This window comes from Tunturiibacter gelidiferens, assembly GCF_051013345.1.
Lineage (GTDB): Bacteria > Acidobacteriota > Terriglobia > Terriglobales > Acidobacteriaceae > Edaphobacter > Edaphobacter gelidiferens_A.
The window spans coordinates 5,970,575-5,987,653 of the sequence record NZ_CP132939.1 but is presented as its reverse complement, the minus strand read 5'-3'; the positions used below and the strand labels follow the sequence as shown (position 1 = coordinate 5,987,653).

Here is a 17,079-nt window from a genome sequence, read left to right as displayed (position 1 = left end):
AGCAGTGGGTGGGAGCCGGTTTGCTCGGGTCCGCCTTCTTCTAGACAGGGCTTTTCCCAGGAAACTTTTGCGCTGCTAACTCGTCTTCCTTAGTGGATGGCGACCTGGAGGAGTAAATGCCAGGCGACCGACGAGAATATGGCGGTATTTCACTTGAGGAAGAGACCATGCTGAAAAATTCTGGGGTTTTCCGGGCAGTTGTATTGGGTGCCGGTTTGATCGTTCCGATCGCCGCATTGTCTGGCGGGGACTTCGCTGCTTTGGCGCAGAATGCGGCTGCGGCGTCTGCAGCTGTGCGGCAGATTGGCACGGTGAAGGCGATAGCGGGGAACAGCCTGACGCTGACGACGGATGCGGGGCAGGAGGTTGTCGTGAGTGTGGCCGATGGGGCTCGCATTCTGCAACTGACGCCGGGAAGCACCGATTTGAAGACGGCACAGACGATTACGCTGGCTGATATTGCGGCAGGGGACCGGGTGCTGGTGAGTGGCAAGGCTGGCGATGCCGGTGTGGGGCTTACGGCGTCGCGCGTGATTCTGATGAAGTCGTCGGATATTGCGCAGAAGCACGTGGCGGAGCAGGGTGACTGGCAGAAGCGGGGGATGGGCGGGATTGTGAGCGCGGTGGATGCAGGAAGCGGTGCGGTGACGGTGTCTCAAGGCGTCAGGAAGATCGTGGTGAATACTTCGAGTACGACGAAGTATCGCCGGTATGCGGGGGACTCGGTGAAGTTTGAAGATGCGAAGGCGGGGACGCTGGCACAGATACAGGTGGGAGATCAGCTGCGTGTGCGCGGCGCGACGTCCGATGATGGGTCGTCGATCCAGGCGGAAGAGGTGGTGAGCGGCTCGTTCAGGAATCTCGCTGGTCTGATCGCAACGATCGATGCGGCTGGCGGAACGCTGACGCTGAAGGACCTGGCGACCAAGAAGACGGTGACGGTGAAGATTACAGACAACTCCAGCCTGAAAGCGTGGCCGGCTCAGGCTGCAGCAAGATTTGCGGCTCGTGCAAAGGGCGGGGGCGGCGACACGCAGGCTCCTGCGCAGGGTGCAGGACAGGCTGCAAGCGGCGGGGAGCGGGCGAGCGGTACGGGCCACTCTGCAGGAACGGATCTCTCTCAACTGGTGAGCCGGCTGCCGAGCCAGGGGGTTGCCGATCTCAAGGTTGGAGATGCGGTGATGATCGTCGCATCGCAGCCGGAGGCGGGCAATAGCAATGTGACGTGTGTGACTTTGCTCTCGGGGGTAGAACCGATTCTGGCGGCAACTCCTAGCGGTGGGCCGGCGTTGACGCTGTCTCCGTGGAGCCTCGGCTCTGATGGCAGCGCGCAGTAACTCGATCGCGAGTTGCAACGATGGAAATTTTTTAGGAGAAGGAATGTCATTCCGCGCAGGGTTGAAGTTTGTTTTGCTTTTTTTATCGCATTGATGCCGGTGGTTTTGAGCGCACAGCAGACGGGTGCGATCGTGCATGGGGTGGTAGCGGATCCTGAAAGTGCTGTGATTCCAGGGGCGACGGTGACGCTCACTCCGGCTTCTGGCAAGGCTTTGATCACGCAGTCGCAGAGTGATGGAAGCTATGTGCTGCGCGGTGTTCCTGCGGGGACCTATTCCCTGACGGTGACGATTTCGGGATTCGCGTCGTACGTAAAGCTGGGGGTGAGAATTGCGGCGGGGCAGAGTCTGACTATGGATGCAAAGATGGCGATCCAGGAACAGAAGCAGGAGGTGAACGTCAACGCGCAGGGGGCACAGGTGAGCGTGGACTCCGACAGTAATGCTAGTAGCACTGTCATCAAGGGGAAGGATCTGGATGCGCTTTCGGATGACCCGGATGAGTTGTCTTCGGAGTTGACCGCGTTGGCGGGCCCCGCTGCTGGACCGAACGGCGGGCAAATTTATGTGGATGGGTTTACCGGCGGGCAGCTTCCTCCAAAGTCTTCGATTCGCGAGATTCGCATCAATCAGAATCCGTTTTCGGCGCAGTACGACAAGCTTGGCTATGGACGCGTTGAGGTCTTTACGAAGCCGGGCACGGACAAGTATCACGGCAGCCTGAGTGTGCAGGGCGGGGATAATGCCTTCAATACTTCAAACCCGTTCCTGGGGTCGTCGAACACGCAGCCTCCGTACCACACAATCTTTATTCTGGGGAGCGTGAGTGGCCCTATCAGCCGGATCGCGTCGTTTACGGTCGGCGGATCGCACCGGACGATTCAAGACAACAATATCGTCAATCCGAGCGGGTTTTATGCAAGTTCTGCAGATTCGACTACGCCTTGCCCGCCCGGGGTTTTGACGATCTCCTCCTGCTCGTATTTTTCTTCTTACCCGGAGTCGGCGCGCGCTGTGTCGCATCCGCAGACACGGAGTGATGTGAGCCCGCGCGTGGACCTTGCGCTGGGAGAGAAGAACACGCTGACTGTGCGGTACCAGTACAACGTGAATGGGCAGCAGAACAACGGCATCGGAAATACGAATCTTCCGACCGCGGGCTACAACACGGAGACTACGGAGAATACGGTTCAGATCAGCGATACGCAGATTTTGAGTCCTCGCGTAATCAATGAGACGCGGTTCGAGTATCAACGGGACTATTCGACGCAGGATCCGTTGAGCACCGACCCGACGGTGTCTGTGCAGGGAATCTTTACGTCGGGTGGATCGAGCCAGGGGACGCAGAGGAGCACCAGCACTCACTTTGAGGTGCAGAACTACAGTTCGATTGCGCTGGCGAAGAACTTCATCCGCTTTGGCGGCAGGCTGCGTACGACGAACGAATCGCTCTTGTCGAATGCGGGATCGAATGGGACCTTTACTTACTCTTATCTGCTCGATCCTTGTTTCGATTCAAATCCTGGTATCAAGCGGCCGAGCACTTGTAATCCTGCGGCGACCAGGCCGTGCGATGCGCTGAATGCAGGGATTTCGTCGTACCAGTGTGGGCTGCCAGGGCAGTATGCGGAGACGGCGATCAATAAGCTGCAGGTGGCTGGACGCCTGACCGATGTTGGGTTTTATGCGGAGGATGACTGGAAGCCCAGGGGAAACCTGACCATTACCTATGGCCTTCGTTTGGAGGCGCAGAACGTTATCAATAGTGGGCATGATTTTGCGCCGCGTATATCGTTCGCGTATGGGATTCCGCGTGGAGGCAATAAGGCGCCGGTGACGGTGGTGCGAGGCGGATTCGGCATCTTTTATGATCGCTTTACGCTGGCGAATTATCTGACGACGCTGCAGGAGAATGGCTTCAATCAGGTGACCTCGACGGTCATCACTCCCGGGGCTGTGTGCACGCCGGATAATCCTGGGAACTGCGGCGCGTCGGTCGCGAACAAAATTACAACTTACGGACTCGGCGATGGGATACGGAGCTCGTACACGATGCAGGAGGCAGTTGGGGTCGATCAGCAGCTTGGGCGGGCGGCCACGATGTCGGTGAACTACCTTTATGCGCGTGGCGATCATCAGTATCTGAGCAGAAACTTTATTGTCGATACGGGCTTCGATCAGCAGTTTCAGTCGGGCGGCGTCTATAAAGAAAATCAGTTGTTGATCAACGGCAACGCTCGATTGAAGAAGCTCACGCTATTTGGTTTTTATTCGCTGAATCTTGCAGACGCGAATACTTCGGGGCGGGATTCTTTCCGACCAGCAATACGGATACGAAGGTGGACTACGGCCGCGCTTCGTTCAGCCATGCGAGCTTTGCGGTTGTCGGTGGGAGCTGGCAGCTTCCGTATAGTTTCTCTGCGAGTCCGTTCATTATCGTGCAGTCGGGAACGCCGTATAACCTGACGACCGGTCTCGATCCTACGGGCTCCTCGATCTATAACCAGCGGCCTTTCTTTACGAGCGGAGATAGCGGGAGTTGCAGGGTTTCGGGTGACTTCAGCTCTACGCAGAGTGGAAGCCTGACGCCTGTGCCGATCAACTACTGTAACGGCCCTGCGAACTTTACGTTCAATCTTCGCGCTTCGCGGACGTTTGGGTTTGGGGAGCGTACCGGCGGGTCCAATGCTCAGGAAGCGGTTCGGGGCGCAATAACGGCGCTGGCGGTGGTCCTGGAGGCCCTGGTGGTGGTACTCGTGCCGGTGGGCCGGGTGGTGTTCGTGGAGGGTTCGGGCCACAGGGCGCAAGTTCGGGTCATCGGTATACGTTTACCCTGGGAGCGCAGGCCTTCAACTTGTTCAACGTCATTCCCTATGGGACGCCGACGAGTAGCTTGAGTTCGCCACGGTTCGGTCAGTTCACTACTTTGGCTGCAGGGCCATTCAGCTCTACCACGGCTTCGCGTCGGATTACGTTGCAGGCTACGTTCAACTTTTAGGAGCCGGAAGAGACGTCCTGCCGGACGGGCCCACTTCGCGTGGCGCGGTCACTTCGTGACTTGTATACCTTTTTTGGGCGCGTAAAATTCTTCGTCCTCCCGTTGGTCGGAGGTTGGATGTGGTTTTCGGCTTGCGTGTGTGCTACGGTTTGAAGTTTTTCTTCAGGGTCTGCCAGCAGGTGTAGTACTCGTGCTGGCGGGCCGCGGTATCCATCGCGAACTTCGTGGGTCGGCAGACGAAGCGGGTCTCGAACATGAAGGCGAGGGTGCCTTCTAGTTTAACGGGCTTGAGATCTGCTTTGCTGGCGCGGTCGAAGGTTTCGGCGTCGGGGCCGTGGCCGCTCATGCAGTTGTGCAGGCTGGCTCCGCCGGGGACGAAACCCTCGGCCTTGGCGTCGTACTCGCCGGTGACGAGGCCCATGAACTCGTTCATGAAGTTGCGGTGGAACCAGGGTGGGCGGAAGGTGTGCTCGGCGACGATCCAACGTGGGGGAAGATGGCGAAGTCTACATTTGCTGTGCCGGGGATCTCGCTGGGCGAGGTGAGGACGGTGTAGATGGAGGGGTCAGGGTGGTCGAAGCTGACGGAGTTGATGCAGTTGAAGCGGGCGAGGTCATACTTGCAGGGGGCGTAGTTGCCGTGCCAGGCGACGACGTCGAGGGGGAGTGGTCGAAGTCGGAGGCCCAGAGGTTGCCCTGGAACTTCGCGACGACCTGGAAGGTGGCGTTGTCACGGTCGTCGTAGGCGGCGTGCGGGGTGAGGAAGTCGCGGCTGTTGGCGAGGCCGTTGGCGCCGATTGCACCGAGCTCTGGCAGGCGGAAGCTGGCGCCGTAGTTTTCGAGAAGGTAGCCGCGGGCTTGCGGGTCGAGCAGCTCGACGCGGAACTTGATGCCGCGGGGGATGAGAGCAATTTCGCCTGGGGTGAGGTCGAGGATGCCTAGTTCGGTGTGGAGCATGAGGCGACCGAGTTGGGGGACGAAGAGAAGCTCGCCGTCAGCGGAGTAGAAGAAGCGATCGGTCATGCTTTTGGTTGCGGCGTAGATGTGGATGGCGACGCCGGAGTGCATGCTGAGGTCGCCGTTGCCGGCCAGGGTGGTGAGGCCGTCTACAAAGTCGACTGATGTTGAAGGCAGAGGTAACGGGTCCCAGCGGAGTTGGCTGGGTGTGGTCTCAACTTCGTTGAAGGGAGTGGAACGGACCATGCCGTTTGCGATGCGCTCATAGGGTTTGTGCATGACGGAGGGGCGGATGCGGTAGGTCCAGGTGCGGCGGTTGAGCAGGCGCGGCGCGGTGAAGGGGCTGCCGCTGAGCTGCTCGGTGTAGAGGCCGAGCGGGGCCTTTTGTGGGGCGTTCTGGCCGACGGGGAGGGCGCCGGGATGGGCCTCGGTAGCAAACTCATTTCCGAAGCCGCTGGAGTACTTGAGATCGGGCATGGTGATCCTTTGGTAAAAGTGTGTCTGGTCGGCGAGGGCTTCACGACGAGCGGAGACGGCTTCTCGACGACACAGAAGCTTAGCCGAAAACGGGTGTCTCGTGTTGGGGGAGGGAAGCGCTGGTGTTTTGAATCTGAAGTTCACGACAGACGAACTGCGTCCATCAGTATCTTGCACGTGGGCGATAAGGAACAGAGAACGGCGTGAAGAGGATGGGTGGAAAGGGACGAGAGGTCTGGGCAGCACGGAGGTCGTCGGGATCCTTCGCTGCGCTCAGGATGACAGCAAAGACCAAATGCGCCAGGATGACAGCAAAGACCTAATGCACCAGGATGACGGCAAATGCCTAAATATAGGGCTTCGCCAGGCTAGCGGGTGGGGGTGGGGTCGGCGGTAGAGACCAGGTATGGCTTGTTGGCGGGTTCGTTGGGGGTGGTTGCGGAGGATATGACGACGGTCTTCGCATTGAGGAACTCGCGCATGCCCGCGGCGGAGAGTTCGCGGCCGTAGCCGGAGCGCTTGATGCCGCCGAAGGGCAGGCGCGGGTCGCTGGCGACCATGGCGTTGAGGAAGACGCCGCCGCACTGCAGCTCGGAGATGAAGCGCTGCTGCTCGGCGGGGTCGCGAGTCCAGGCGGAGGCGCTGAGGCCGAAGGGGGTGTCGTTGGCGATCTCGATGGCCTCGGCGATGTCCTGTACGCGGAAGAGCATGGCGACGGGGCCGAAGAGCTCTTCGCGATAGACGGCGGAGGTGCGCGGAACGCCGGTGAGGACGGTGGGTTCGAAGTAGTTGCCTGTGCCGAGCATGCGCTCGCCGCCGGTGAGGATACGTGCTCCGACGCGGGTGGCGGCCTGCACTTGTTGTTCGAGCAGGTCGACGGCGCGGGCGGTGGCGAGCGGGCCGATGTCGGTGCCGTCTTTCATGGGGTCGCCTACGCGCATGGCTTCCATGCCTGCGACGAAGCGGGATTCGAAGACGTCGTAGATCTCGTCGGCGACGATGAAGCGTTTGGCTGCGATGCAGGATTGTCCGGAGTTGACGCAGCGGGCGCGGACTGCGGTTTCGATGGCGGCGTCGAGATCGGCGGAGGGCGTGATGATAAAGGGATCGCTGCCGCCGAGTTCGAGGACGGATTTTTTGATGAGCCATCCGGCCTGTGCGCCGATGGCTCGACCTGCGGTCTCGCTGCCGGTGACGGTTACCGCGGCTACGCGCTCGTCGCCAAGGACTGTTTCTACTTGATGGATTTCGAGGAGAAGGCTTTGAAAGGTGCCGCGGGGAAGCCGGCGCGACGGACGAGGGATTCGATGGCGAGCGCGCACTGGGGGACATTGTTGGCGTGCTTGAGGAGAGCGACGTTGCCGGCCATGAGCGCGGGTGCAAGGAAGCGGAAGACCTGCCAGAAGGGAAAGTTCCACGGCATGACGGCCAGTACGATACCGATCGGATCCCACCGCACATAGCTGTAGTTGTCTTCGGTGGGGATGGACTCGGGTGCGAGGATGCGTGCGGCGTGCTCGGCGTAGTAGCGGCAGGCGTCGGCACATTTGAGGATCTCGAAGCGTGCGGCCTCGAGGGGCTTGCCCATCTCCTGGGTGATGAGGATGGAGAGGTCGTCGATTTCGTGTTCGAGGATCGATGCGAGCTTGCGCATCCACAGGGCGCGGTGTTCTAGCGGTACGAGAGAGTAGGTGCGAAACGAGTCGGCGGCAAGAGCGATCTTCTGGCGCGCGGCTTCGTCGGTGAGCGGGTCGAAGCTGCGCAACAGCTTGCCGGTGGCGGGATTGATGGACTCGATGGCCATGCCGAATGCGGAGTTACTCTGACGCTAGTTTAGCAAGGACTGAGGCAAGCACCTGTACCCCGAGAGTGGTATCCGCCGGGGTGGCGTATTCGTCCGGTCTGTGGCTTACGCCGTTGCGGCAGGGGATGAAGAGCATGGCGATGGGGGCGATGCGGGCCATGAAGAGCGAGTCGTGATAGGCACGGCTGACCATCTTTTTGGCGGAGATGCCGTTGCTGGCGCAAACCTCTTCGAGGACGTTGACGATGTGTGGCGAGGATTGTGCCGGGGCATCGGCATTGACTAGTTGCTCGATGATGGTGACGCTGCGGCGTTGGCGAAGCTCTTCGATGTCGCGACGGACGGCTTGCATGACGGACTCGCGGCGGGCGGGGTCGGTGTCGCGTATATCGAGTTGGAGGACGACGCGGCTGGGGACGCTGTTGACCGCGCCGGGATGGACGTCGCAGGTGCCGACGGTGGCGACGGTGTCGATGGCATGTGTGGCGAGGGTGTGTTTTTCGATAGAGAGAATAAGTTCGGCTGCGGCGCAGAGTGCGTCTTTGCGGTCGGGCATCAGGAGAGCACCTGCGTGACCGCCGAGGCCACTGATGGTGAAGCGATATCCAGCGGGTGCGGCGATGCTCGTGACGATGCCGAGAGGTATGCCTTCGCGTTCGAGGAGCGGGCCTTGTTCGATGTGGAGTTCTAGCCAGGCGTGGTAGTGGTTCGGCTGGAGTTGCACTGAGGCAAGTGAGCCAGAGTAACCGGCGGCGGTGCGGACCGCGGCGAGGGTCGCTTCGTCTTTGTCCTGCATGGCGTCGGCGCGAACGGGGTCGAGGGTTCCGGAGATCAATCTGCTGCCGAGACAGCCGATGCCGAAGCGGGTGGGCTCTTCGGAGGTGAACATGACGAGCTCGATGGAGCGGCGAGGATGCAGGCCGCTGCTTTTGAGCGCGCGCATCGCTTCGAGGCCGCCGAGGACGCCGACGGTGCCGTCGTACATGCCGGCGTGAGGGATGGCGTCGGTGTGTGAGCCGGTGGCGACGGCGGGTAAGTCAGGTTCAGTGCCTGTCCAGCGGATGAAGATGTTGCCTACGGCGTCGTCGCGGACCTCGAAGCCTTCGGCGGTGGCTAATCCTTTCAGCCATGCGCGGGCGCGGAGATCGTCCGGGGAGAAGACGACGCGGGTGACCGATGTGCCGTTGCTGACAGGCTCGGCGTTGGTGAAGGTGGCGAGAGTTTGGAGTTCGCTCATCAGTCTCGCCTGATCGATCTGAATCTGATCTGTCAAAACTCCTGCCTCCAGTGAGTCGAGTGTGGCCGTGAATGTTAGACCAGTGGGTGACGGTTCCAGTCTTTGTAGATGAGGTACTTTGCGGGACGTTTTCCGATGGCTCCAAACCACTGCGGACAGAAGGGTCCCATCCAGATGAAGTCGCCGGCTGTGACTGGATACCAGCTTTCGCCCAGGCGGTAGATGCCGCCGCCTTCGAGCATCAACAGGCCGTGCTCCATGATGTGGACCTCGACCATGCTGAGCGCGGCGCCGGGCTGGTAGGTCATCGTGTTCACGGCGAAGTCAAAGGATGCTAAGCCGGGAAGCAGGCTGCGAACCTGGAGGTCGGGATCGTCGTTGAGGGGTACTGAGAGCGTCTTGTCTTCGTGGCCTGTGAGTAGCTCTGGTGGAGGGACGGAGGCGATTGCGTCGTAGGGCTTTTCGATGATGGCGAGCCGCGTGGCCTGTTGTGCGGTGAGGGTGTGTGCGGCGTCTTCGGGGATGTAAGCGAAGCTCCCCGGCATGAGCGATTGAAACGTGGTGTTGGTGGCGAGATCGGCTGCGCCTTCGAGGGTGTAGATGAAACGCTGGTTGGAGGTGGGCCCTAGCTTGCCGCCGGGTTCGAGCTCTGCTGTGTACTGGGTGAAGGCCGCGCCTGCTGCGGGGAGATGTGGACGATAGCGGATGCGAGTTCCATGCCGGGGAGCACCGTGCGGACGAAGGTGTCCGGGGTGTGGAGAAGATGATCGCGCTGATTGGTACTGCGGGTGTGTCCCAGCTTATGCATGTCTGTCCTTGGTTTTATCATTACTCAGGAGCGCGAGGAACTCCATTGCGGTTACGAGTGCGGCTTCGACATCCTGCGGAAGTACTGCCTCGTTGGGGTGGTGGCTGAGGCCACCGGGGCTGCGGAGGAAGAGCATAGTGGACGGGATGGTTGGGGCGAGAATCATCGCATCGTGACCGGCTCCGCTGGTCATTCTGTTGCTGTGGAAGCCAGCTTTCGTGGCGGCGGTTTGCAGTAAGGCGGTGAGGTGCAGATCGAGCGGGACGGCGGATTGTTCCATCTCGGTGCGGAGGGTGAGGGTTACGCCTCGTTTGGTGGCTGCGGTCTTTGCGATTTGCGTTAGCGCGTCGACTGCAGCGTGGCGGATGTTGTCGTCTGCGTGGCGAATGTCGAGCGACGTCTTTACTCTGCCGGCGATGACGTTTCCAGCGCCGGGTGAGGCCTCCAGCTTGCCGACGGTTGCAACGAGGCCTTGGTGGGAGTTGGCGTACTCTTCGACGGCGACGATCCATTCGGCAGCGGCAGCCATCGCGTCGTGTCGGAGGAGCATTGGCGTGGTCCCGGCGTGGTTCGACTGGCCGCCAAAGAGGAGTTGCATGCGGGTCTGTCCCACGAGTGCCTCGACGATCCCTAGCGATGCTCGCTCGCTCTCGAGTATGGGGCCCTGTTCGATATGAAACTCGAGATAAGCGAAGGCGTCGCGCGATAGGAGTGCTGCGGGGAGCTGCGCAGGGTCGAGGCCGTAGTTGCCTATGGCTTCTGCGATGCTTATGCCATGCTCATCGGTGAGCTGCAGTGTCTCAGAATCTAGCTTTCCCACAACGGCGAGGCTGCCGAGGAAGGCTTTGCTGAAGCGGACACCTTCCTCTTCTGAAAAGCCGATGACTTCGATGGAGAAGGGAAGTTGGCGCTGCTGTAACTGTTCGACAACGGCGACGCCAAGGATAACTCCGAGGATGCCGTCGAAGGCTCCGGCGTTGGGTACGGTGTCGAGATGCGAGCCGATGATCAGGCGGGGGGCGTTCGGGATCCCGGAGAGCCAAAGTCCGCGAAGATTGCCGATGGCGTCGACCTGTACCGTCATTCCGGCAGCCTCCATCCACTGACGCAGCAACGAGTGGACGGCGTGCATGGGAGGGGTAAGGAAGCGGCGCGTGATCTCGCCGGGGACTTCGGTGTGAGTGGCGATCTCACGGCAGCGGGCGATGATGCGGGTGGCGCCATCTCTTTTTGTGCCTGTCATGGTTGCTTATTTGCCGTGCTCATGATTTGCGGCGGACGCGCGCCTCGATGTATCCGTGGGGTTCGTCGGTTGGGACGAAGATCTCGTTTGGATTGTCCTGGCCAAAGCGTGATAAGTCGACGAGGAGGCAGTGCTTGTTGGGCATGGTGATCTCAATCTCGTCGATGTCGAGTACGTCCGTAAGTGCACTCTCGGCCATGGCGTAGAGAGTCTGCTGTACGGACTTGCTGTCGTGATTGGCGAAGGTGCGCAACATCGTCTCACGAAGCTTTGTGCGTACCGCGTCGAAGTCGAGGTCAGTTGAGGTGTAGCGCCACTTGGCAGTGACGGCGGTTCCGAAGAGGCGGTCTTTGGTCTCGGGCAATGTGGTGAGCGAGTCTTTGATGTAGCCTTCGAAGCCGGAGTTTGCAGTCTTGAGCAGGACGAGGTTGTCGAGGCCCGACAGGATGTGAAAGCTCGCGCTCTGCGCACGTTCTACGGTGGTTGTTTGAAGTTCGCCGCTGCCACGCATGAAGGCATTTGGGTGTGGTTCGCCGTCTACCGTGAGGCGTTTCCACATGGTGCTTTCGACGCGAACGGAGGCAGAGGAGACTTGCGAATTTCTTCCCAGGAGAAAGTCGACCAACTCTTTGGCGTAGTCCTCCATGGCGGTTGCCTTTGAAGTTCGTGCGAGGGAGTAGACGGTGTTCTTCATCGTGTCTGTCGGCAGGATCCTGCTGTTGTCTCCGTCAAGGTGAGCGGCGTCGAAGTCGCCTTTCAGTAAGACTTGAACCGTCCATTCGCGCAGGTCGTGGCCATGAGCGTGGCGAGTCACCTTCATCAAGCGGACTCGGGATTTTCCGTAACGATTTTCAGCCAGCTCAATCATCGGGTCAGCTTCCTCGATAGGTGGTGTAGCCGTTCGCAGTCAGGAGTAGCGGGATATGGTAGTGCTGTTCGCCTTCGGCGACTGTAAAGACGATTTCGATATACGGGTACAGGCCGCGCAGCTGATGTTGGTTGTAGTAGGCGATGGTTTCGAAGTGAACGCGATATGTGCCCTGCTGCAGGGCTTCGGTTGCAGGCAGGAGATGTTTGCAGCGACCGTCTGAATCGGTGATTGCTTCGTTGAGAGAGGACCATTGTCCATTCGTCATGCGAGCGAGCGTGACGGGTACGCCTGTGGCCGGACGCCCGAGCGCCGTGTCGAGAATATGTGTGGAGATGCCCATGGTTACTCCGACTCCAGCCAGCGATGAAGGCGAAGCTGTGTGATCTGGCGTTGTTGTTCGGCTGCTTCATGTAGCTCTGTGGTCGCGTCGTTTTGAATCCGGCGTTTGAGGATGGCGAGGATCTCCGCGGATGTCTTGCCTGTGGCGCAGACGATGAAGATTCTGCCGAAGCGCTGTTCGTAGAGGAGATTCGCGGCGTCGAGAGCTAGTTTGGCGGCTTGGTCGTCGGAGCGGGCTGCGCGTTGCTCCTGTGCCGACCAGCGTAGAGACTCTTCGGTTGCCAGGCTCTGTGCATGCTTTTGGCCGATGCGGGGATGGCTGTCGAAAGCCTCCTGCCATGCCTGCTCCGGAAGATTAAGCCAGATGGAAGCGGAGGTTTCGAGGAGGGAAGTTTCGTCGGCGATGGGGCGCGCGGAGGCCAGCGCCTCTGACCATGCATGCGAGCCGCAGCAGGGAAGTGCCTCGCGGGCGGCGGTGGCGAGGTCGAGCGAGTTCCATCGGGCCAGAACTTTGTTCATGCGTGTCTGCCTACTATAACTTGACCTCACGGCCCTGAGGCGTTGGGGCGAAGGTGCCTTCGAGGTAGGCTGGTTCCCCTCGAAGATAGGTGGCCTTTACAAGGCCGCGCAGCGTCTCCCCATGTACGGTGAAATGGTGTGTCGATAGTGTAGTTTGTCGGGAGTTACGGTGAACTCTGCCTCGGTGTCGAAGACAACGAAGTTGGCGTCACGGTCGGATTGGAGTGAGCCCGCCTCATTCGCCAGGCCTGCGAGAGTTGCAGGGGCTGTGCTCATCCAGCGCGCGATGTCTTCGAGCGTATGGCCGCGAAGAGCTGCCTCGGTGTGGATGACAGGGAGCGCAAGGGAGAGGCTGGCGATGCCTCCCCAGGCTTGATCAAAGCGGCCGGTGTCTGTGCGCTTCATGTCGGGTGGGCAAGGGGAGTGGTCGGTGACGATCATGTCGATGGTTCCGTCATTTAGTCCGCGCCAGAGCCCTCGTTGATTTTCCTTACTGCGAATGGGGGCGCGCACTTGAGCAGGGTGTTACCGTCCGGGATCTCTTCCGCTGCGAAGTGCAGATAGTGCGGGCAGGTCTCGACCGTGATTGGAAGGCCTTCTTTGCGAGCGGATTTCAACTCGGCGAGAGCTAGCGCAGTAGAGAGGTGAACAATGTGCAGACGGAAGCTGTATTGACGACAGAGGCGGATCATCAAACGGATGGCCTGGAGTTCGGCTTGGTCGGGGCGGGATGCGAGATAGGTTTGGTATTGACGCCAGTCCGCGTTGCGCAGTGATTGGGTCGCAGCGTCGATCGGGGCAGCCAACTCGGCGTGTACAAGAAGGGGAGGCCGGACTGCGCGATGGACGGGAGAGCGGCTTCCAGTTGCTGTTGGTCGATCATGGTGAAACCGTCGCAGCCGGGATAGATGAGAAAGCATTTGAAGCCACGGACTCCGGCTTGCGCCAGGGGCAGGATGTGCTGCTGATTGTTGGCGACTGCTCCACCCCAGGGGGCCCAATCGACGAAACACTCGCCGTTGGCGGCCTCTCGCTTCTGTTCGAGCGCGGCTACGGTGGTGGTCTCGGGGAGACAATTGAGCGGCATGTCGATCAGGGTGGTGTAGCCTCCCGCTGCTGCTGCACGGGTCGCGGTGCGGAAGCCCTCCCATTCGGTGCGTCCCGGCTGGTTGATGTGTACGTGTGTGTCGACGAGCCCGGGAAGGAGAGCATCGTTGCCGCAGTCGTGAACGATGGCGTCAGTGGGTACCTCGGCCTGGCGGCAGACGGCATGTATGGTTCCGTCCTCTACGAGGAGTGCGCCGGGCTGTGTGCCCTGCGGGGTGACGATGCGTTTGGAGAGAAAGGCATGTGCCATAATCTGATTATTCCGTTACTTCCGCCGCACAGATTGTTCCATAAGGATACCGAGCCGAATGCAGGGCAACCCAATCTTCATGCAGAGAGCGATCGCGCTGGCGACGGAGAACGTCACGTCGGGCCGCGGAGGACCGTTTGGCGCGGTGATTGTTCGCGATGATGAGATCGTCGCTACGGGCGCGAATCTTGTCACTGCGACGAACGATCCAACGGCGCACGGCGAGATTGTAGCAATCCGCAACGCTTGTACGGCGCTTGCGAGCTATCAGCTGACAGGATGCCATATCTATACCAGCTGCGAGCCTTGCCCAATGTGCCTCGCCGCGATCTACTGGGCGCGTTGCGAGGCGATCTTTTACGGGAGTAGCGCCGCCGATGCTGCAGCGGCTGGTTTTGACGATGCTTTTCTCTACGAGGAGATGAAGCTGCCGCTCGACCAGCGGAAGATGCCTATGGTAAATCTTCTGCCGGAACAGGCGATTTCGAGCTTTGAGGCCTGGCGCGAGCACGCCGGCAGAATCGACTATTGAGACATGGCGACAAAACAACAAACCAAAAAACAAAGGCGGATCCTGTTGTGAAGGTTGCTCTGCTTGGATTTGGCACGGTTGGGGGATCGGTGGCGCGGGTGCTTGCTGCGTCGAGGTTTCCCGGTGTGCAGTTGACACATATCTTCAATCGCAATGTGGATCGGAAGCGTAGTTCTGAAGCCGCAAAGTTGGTGCCGGCTTCGGTGGTGTGGACCGATAGCATCGATGTGATTCTGCGGTCGGATGTTGATGTTGTTGTTGAGTTGATGGGTGGCCTGAACCCGGTGGAGGGTTGGTTGCGCAAGGCTCTGGTCGCAGGCAAGTCGGTGGTGACGGCGAATAAGCAGCTCATCGCGTATCGAGGCACAGGTCTGGCGAAGCTTGCCGCGCAGCATGACGTTCATTTGCTGCATGGAGCTGCCGTTGCAGGAGGCGTGCCGGTGATTCCCGGGATGCTGCAGGGGTTGTGCAGTGACCAGGTAACGAGGCTCAGCGGCATCGTGAACGGCACTTGCAACTACATTCTAAGCCGGATGGAAGCAGGGGCCGACTACGCGACCGTTCTGGAGGATGCGCAGCAGCTCGGCTATGCGGAGTCTGATCCGTCTGCCGATGTTGACGGTTACGATGCGCGGGCGAAGCTCTGTATCCTGTCGCGCATCGCGATGCATGCTGAGTTAGACCCGGATGCGGTTGCAATACAGACCATCTCGGCGATTGAGGCAATCGATTTTTCTTACGCGAAGGAGTTGAACTGCACCATTCGACAGGTTTCGCGCGCGGAGCTTGATGGAAGGCTTGTGCATGCGCGGGTGGCGCCGATGCTGGTCCCGCTGGTCTCGCCGATGGCCTGGTCGCACGGCACTCAGAATATGGTGGTGGTGAGTGGAAGGTTTGGCGGAGATGTTGTTTTTCGGGACACGGCGCGGGTGGCGAGCCGACGGCGGTTGCGGTTGTGTCGGATCTGCTGGCCGTTGCGCAGGATTGTAAGACGGTTCAGCTGCCGGTGCGCAAGCGCGAGGTGACAGGAGATTTTTTGCGCCGCACTATCTGCGATTTGTTGTCGACGACAAGCCGGGGATTGTCTCAGCGATTTCAGGGGCGCTTTCGAAGGTGGGCGCTAATATCGATTCGCTGCTGCAGCGGAGGGGATATCCGAAGCATCGGCTGCCCTTTGTAGTGACGACTGAGCCTTGCCTGAGCTCGACGATTGAGCGGGCGTTGGCTTCGGTGGCTCGCATGGATTGCATGCTCGAGAAGCCTTTGTGTTTGCAGATGCTTGAGGTGGAAGACAAGGCGGAATAAAGAAGCGGCGCATGAGGTGTGCGCCGCTTCTGTCGTTGCTGGTTGGTTTAGTACTTTGGCAGGGAGGGATCGATCTTCTCGGCCCAGGCGAGGATGCCGCCGGTTAGATTCGACACGTTAGTGAAGCCGGCTTGCTTGAGGGCAAGGGCCGCTCTCTGGCTGCGTGCGCCGGACTTGCAGTGGACGACGATCTCGCGATCTTTCTTGTCGGCCAGTTCGGCGGTGCGAAGCGCGATCTCGCCGACGGGGATGAGTGGCGCGCCGAGATTTACGATCTTGTATTCGTGCGGTTCGCGAACGTCGAGGACGAAGACGTCTTCCTTCGCATCGAGCTTGCGCTTCAACTCCTGGACAGATATTTGAGGGATGCCATCGACCACGGGAAGATCGCTGACAGCTTTGTCGCGCGCGACTTCGAGTGGGCCGACGTCGCTCGGCGGGGTGATGCCGCAGAACTGGTCGTAGTCGATAAGTTCAGTGACTGTCGGGTTGGGACCGCAGACCGGGCACCCGGGATTTTTGCGCAGCTTCAGGGTGCGGAAGCTCATGCCGAGAGCGTCGACCAGGAGCAGACGGCCGATGAGCGGCTCGCCGATGCCAAGGATCAGCTTGATGGTCTCGGTCGCCTGAATAACTCCCACGAGGCCAGGGAGAATGCCGAGCACGCCGCCTTCTGCGCAGGAGGGAACGAGGCCAGGCGGTGGCGGCTCGGGGTAAAGGCAGCGGTAGCATGGGCCTTCCTTGGTGCCAAACACGCTGGCCTGACCCTCGAAGCGGAAGATGGAGCCGTAGGCATTGGGCTTACCGAGCAGAACGCAAGCGTCGTTGACGAGGTAGCGGGTCTGGAAGTTGTCGGTGCCATCGGCGATGACGTCGTAGTCTTTCAAGATCTCGAGCGCGTTGGCGCTGGTGAGCATGGTGTTGTGTTTGATCACGTTGACGGTGGGGTTGAGCCCCTTGAGCATGATCTCGGCGGAGTCGACCTTGAGCTTGCCGACGGTCGCGGTGGAGTGAATGATCTGGCGCTGCAGGTTGCTGGCGTCGACGGTGTCGAAATCGACGAGGCCGATGGTGCCTACACCTGCGGCAGCAAGATAAAGCGCTAGGGGCGCGCCAAGACCGCCGGTGCCGACGCAGAGCACCTTCGCGGCTTTGAGCTTCTGCTGGCCCTCCATTCCGACCTCGGGGAGTATGAGGTGCCGGGAGTAACGAGCGATCTCATCGTTGGAGAGCTTTGGGAGTTCTACTGTCTCTTCTATAGCTGCTGGCATTGTCTTTTCCTCTGCCTCGCATGGA

Annotated in this window: 17 protein-coding genes and 2 pseudogenes; 6 read left to right on the top strand and 13 right to left on the bottom strand. The window is 60.1% G+C overall.

Features of this window, described 5'->3' with window-relative positions; genetic code table 11:
• The first annotated feature begins 167 nt into the window (after window positions 1–167).
• The 3 genes from RBB80_RS30265 (at window position 168) to RBB80_RS30255 (ending at window position 4,234) form a co-directional block, all read left to right on the top strand.
• Window positions 168–1,337, top strand: coding sequence for a hypothetical protein (locus tag RBB80_RS30265; protein ID WP_433965835.1), 1,170 nt, complete (start codon window positions 168–170; stop codon window positions 1,335–1,337).
• Window positions 1,338–1,442: 105 nt separating this feature from the next.
• The gene (locus tag RBB80_RS30260; protein ID WP_433965834.1) at window positions 1,443–3,803 is read left to right on the top strand and encodes a carboxypeptidase regulatory-like domain-containing protein; all 2,361 of its coding nucleotides are present in this window, start codon (window positions 1,443–1,445) and stop codon (window positions 3,801–3,803) included.
• Complete coding sequence (locus RBB80_RS30255) at window positions 3,776–4,234, top strand: hypothetical protein (RefSeq protein ID WP_433965833.1); 459 nt, start codon at window positions 3,776–3,778, stop codon at window positions 4,232–4,234. The genes RBB80_RS30260 and RBB80_RS30255 overlap by 28 nt, the downstream gene beginning before the upstream one ends.
• A gap of 243 nt (window positions 4,235–4,477) precedes the next feature.
• Here the strand turns inward: RBB80_RS30255 and RBB80_RS30250 are convergent.
• The 12 genes and pseudogenes from RBB80_RS30250 to RBB80_RS30195 form a co-directional block, all read right to left on the bottom strand.
• A pseudogene (locus RBB80_RS30250) lies at window positions 4,478–4,893 on the bottom strand (homogentisate 1,2-dioxygenase domain-containing protein).
• Window positions 4,842–5,768 (bottom strand): homogentisate 1,2-dioxygenase, encoded by a 927-nt coding sequence (locus RBB80_RS30245; RefSeq protein ID WP_433965832.1) that lies wholly within the window; start codon window positions 5,766–5,768, stop codon window positions 4,842–4,844. Before RBB80_RS30245 ends, RBB80_RS30250 begins: the two are co-directional and overlap by 52 nt.
• A gap of 368 nt (window positions 5,769–6,136) precedes the next feature.
• Window positions 6,137–7,572 (bottom strand): annotated as a pseudogene (locus tag RBB80_RS30240) (NAD-dependent succinate-semialdehyde dehydrogenase).
• A 13-nt stretch (window positions 7,573–7,585) separates the two neighbouring features.
• Window positions 7,586–8,845 carry a M20 family metallo-hydrolase gene (locus RBB80_RS30235; RefSeq protein WP_433965831.1) on the bottom strand — a complete coding sequence of 420 codons (1,260 nt, stop codon included), beginning with the start codon at window positions 8,843–8,845 and terminating at the stop codon, window positions 7,586–7,588.
• A 38-nt stretch (window positions 8,846–8,883) separates the two neighbouring features.
• Window positions 8,884–9,516 (bottom strand): (S)-ureidoglycine aminohydrolase, encoded by a 633-nt coding sequence (allE, locus tag RBB80_RS30230; RefSeq protein WP_433969971.1) that lies wholly within the window; start codon window positions 9,514–9,516, stop codon window positions 8,884–8,886.
• A complete protein-coding gene (locus RBB80_RS30225; RefSeq protein ID WP_433965830.1) occupies window positions 9,435–9,617 on the bottom strand; it encodes a hypothetical protein in 183 nt (60 codons plus the stop codon). The genes allE and RBB80_RS30225 overlap by 82 nt, the downstream gene beginning before the upstream one ends.
• A complete protein-coding gene (locus tag RBB80_RS30220) occupies window positions 9,610–10,860 on the bottom strand; it encodes an allantoate amidohydrolase (RefSeq protein ID WP_433965829.1) in 1,251 nt (416 codons plus the stop codon). The genes RBB80_RS30225 and RBB80_RS30220 overlap by 8 nt, the downstream gene beginning before the upstream one ends.
• Window positions 10,861–10,879: 19 nt before the next feature.
• Window positions 10,880–11,728, bottom strand: coding sequence for a factor-independent urate hydroxylase (gene pucL, locus RBB80_RS30215; RefSeq protein WP_433965828.1), 849 nt, complete (start codon window positions 11,726–11,728; stop codon window positions 10,880–10,882).
• Between the two features lie 4 nt (window positions 11,729–11,732).
• Window positions 11,733–12,071 carry a hydroxyisourate hydrolase gene (uraH, locus tag RBB80_RS30210; RefSeq protein ID WP_433965827.1) on the bottom strand — a complete coding sequence of 113 codons (339 nt, stop codon included), beginning with the start codon at window positions 12,069–12,071 and terminating at the stop codon, window positions 11,733–11,735.
• Window positions 12,072–12,073: 2 nt separating this feature from the next.
• Complete coding sequence (gene uraD / locus RBB80_RS30205) at window positions 12,074–12,589, bottom strand: 2-oxo-4-hydroxy-4-carboxy-5-ureidoimidazoline decarboxylase (protein ID WP_433965826.1); 516 nt, start codon at window positions 12,587–12,589, stop codon at window positions 12,074–12,076.
• A 96-nt stretch (window positions 12,590–12,685) separates the two neighbouring features.
• Window positions 12,686–13,030 (bottom strand): hypothetical protein, encoded by a 345-nt coding sequence (locus RBB80_RS30200; RefSeq protein WP_433965825.1) that lies wholly within the window; start codon window positions 13,028–13,030, stop codon window positions 12,686–12,688.
• A 250-nt stretch (window positions 13,031–13,280) separates the two neighbouring features.
• Entirely contained in the window at window positions 13,281–13,946 is a 666-nt protein-coding gene (locus RBB80_RS30195; RefSeq protein WP_433965824.1) for an amidohydrolase family protein, read from the bottom strand.
• A gap of 58 nt (window positions 13,947–14,004) precedes the next feature.
• On the opposite strand from RBB80_RS30195, the gene RBB80_RS30190 reads away from it, so the two are divergent.
• Genes RBB80_RS30190 through RBB80_RS30180 form a run of 3 tightly spaced genes read left to right on the top strand, consistent with a single transcriptional unit; the run spans window position 14,005 to window position 15,783 of the window.
• Window positions 14,005–14,478: a nucleoside deaminase gene (locus RBB80_RS30190; protein WP_433965823.1), complete on the top strand. Its 474-nt coding sequence runs from the start codon at window positions 14,005–14,007 to the stop codon at window positions 14,476–14,478.
• Between the two features lie 47 nt (window positions 14,479–14,525).
• Window positions 14,526–15,503, top strand: coding sequence for a homoserine dehydrogenase (locus RBB80_RS30185; RefSeq protein WP_433965822.1), 978 nt, complete (start codon window positions 14,526–14,528; stop codon window positions 15,501–15,503).
• A gap of 25 nt (window positions 15,504–15,528) precedes the next feature.
• Entirely contained in the window at window positions 15,529–15,783 is a 255-nt protein-coding gene (locus RBB80_RS30180) for an ACT domain-containing protein (RefSeq protein ID WP_433969969.1), read from the top strand.
• 47 nt (window positions 15,784–15,830) lie between these two features.
• On the opposite strand, the gene moeB is transcribed toward RBB80_RS30180, so the two are convergent.
• Window positions 15,831–17,054, bottom strand: a complete 1,224-nt coding sequence (gene moeB / locus RBB80_RS30175; protein ID WP_433965821.1) for a molybdopterin-synthase adenylyltransferase MoeB — start codon at window positions 17,052–17,054, stop codon at window positions 15,831–15,833.
• Between the last annotated feature and the right edge of the window lie 25 nt (window positions 17,055–17,079).